A 1,689-nucleotide genomic window follows, 5' to 3' on the forward strand; every position below is an offset into this window, starting at 1 on the left:
GACCAAGACCTACGGCGAGCACCGCGCGCTCGACAACGTCGACCTCGAGGTCGAGGAAGGCTCGATCTTCGGGTTCCTCGGCCCGAACGGAGCCGGCAAGACGACGCTGCTCCGGATGCTGACCGGCCTCGCCCGGCCGACGAGCGGCGGCGTGCAGATCCTCGGCCGCGACGTCACGGCGGTCGACGACTCGATCCGCGCTCGGATCGGCTTCCTGCCCGACGTGCCCGGCTTCTACGACTGGATGACCGCCGAGGAATTCCTCCGGTTCGTCGGCCGGCTCTTCGCGATCGACCGGCGCACCCTGGATGAACGTGTCGGCATGCTTCTCGGACTCGCCGGACTGACCGACGTGACCACCGCGATCGGCGGGTACTCCCGCGGCATGAAGCAACGGCTCGGGGTCGCCCAGGCGCTGATCAACGCGCCCCAGCTGCTCCTCCTCGACGAGCCGACGAGCGCCCTCGACCCGATGGGACGCCGCGACGTGCTCGAGATGCTCAGCTCGCTGCGCGGGCGGACCACCGTATTCTTCTCGACGCATATCCTCGCCGACGTCGAGCGGGTCTGCGACACCGTCGCCATTCTCGACCACGGTCGCGTGGTCGCGCACGGGCCGATCCAGGAGCTCACCTCCCGGTACGCCGAACGCAAGGTGATCCTCGAGGTCACGGATGCCGCGGGCGGCCTCGCGGAAGACATCTCCCGCGAGCCGTGGGCGACATCCGTTGCCGTGGGGCCCACCGGCGCCCTCGAAATCACCGTCACCGACATGGACGCCGCCCGCCGGGCCATCCCGGTGCTCGTCGCCGGCCGGCACGTCGGCTTGTGCCGCATGGATGCCGGTGAGCTCGGCCTCGAGGACGTCTTCGTCAGCCTGGTCGGAGGGGGGACCCGATGAGGGGATTCGCAGCGTTCGCGCGCAAGGAGGTCCTCGAGATCGTGCGGACCTGGCGACTCTGGGTGCTCCCGGGCATCGTGCTGTTCTTCGCGCTGACCGGCCCGGTGATGGCCCGGTTCACGCCGGAGATCCTGCGAGCGGTCGCGGGCGACCAGCTCGGGCAGTTCACGCTCCCGGACCCGACGTATGCCGACGCCTACACGGGCTGGATCAAGAACCTGTCCCAGATCGTGCTGTTCGCGCTGATCATCGTCTACGGCGGCATCGTCTCCTCGGAGCGACGCAGCGGCACCGCGGTGCTCGTGCTCACCAAACCGGTGTCGCGCGGCGCGTTCATCCTCGCCAAGGCGACCGTGCATTCGGCGTTCCTCGCGATGCTCGTAGTCGCGGGCACGCTCGTCACCTGGGGCGGGACGGCGATCGTGTTCGGGGAGGCGCCCGGCGGGGCGCTCTGGTCGGCGTCGCTCGCCTGGCTGGTGTTCGGCATCCTGTTCGTCGCCCTGATGACGCTGCTCTCCGTGGTGATCAGCCCCACGGCCGGGGCCGCCGGTGCCGGGCTGGGCGCGTATGCGCTCGTGTCGATCGCCGCACTGTGGACGCCCCTCGGCACCTATTCACCGGCGGCGCTGACGGGCGTGCCGACGTCGCTCGCGCTCGGCAAGTCGGTCGAAACGTTCTGGCCGGTGTGCACGGCGCTGCTGCTGGCCGCCGCCCTGGTCGCGCTCGCGGTCGCCGCCTTCCGGCGGCAGGAACTCTAGGCCTGCCGGGCGGTGCCTGCGCCCCTTTCG

General features: G+C 70.5%; 2 protein-coding genes. Both read left to right on the forward strand.

The window, feature by feature from the left end; translation table 11 throughout:
- Window positions 1–901, forward strand: a 901-nt coding sequence (locus QN345_RS18730; protein ID WP_323509071.1) for an ABC transporter ATP-binding protein, incomplete at its 5' end; no start/stop codon positions are given.
- Window positions 898–1,659, forward strand: a complete 762-nt coding sequence (locus QN345_RS18735; protein ID WP_322135326.1) for an ABC transporter permease — start codon at window positions 898–900, stop codon at window positions 1,657–1,659. The genes QN345_RS18730 and QN345_RS18735, both read left to right, overlap by 4 nt.
- Window positions 1,660–1,689: the final 30 nt, after the last annotated feature.

Origin of the sequence: Cryobacterium sp. 10I1 (genome assembly GCF_035019805.1) — a bacterium.
Classification (GTDB): Bacteria; Actinomycetota; Actinomycetes; order Actinomycetales; family Microbacteriaceae; genus Cryobacterium; species Cryobacterium glucosi.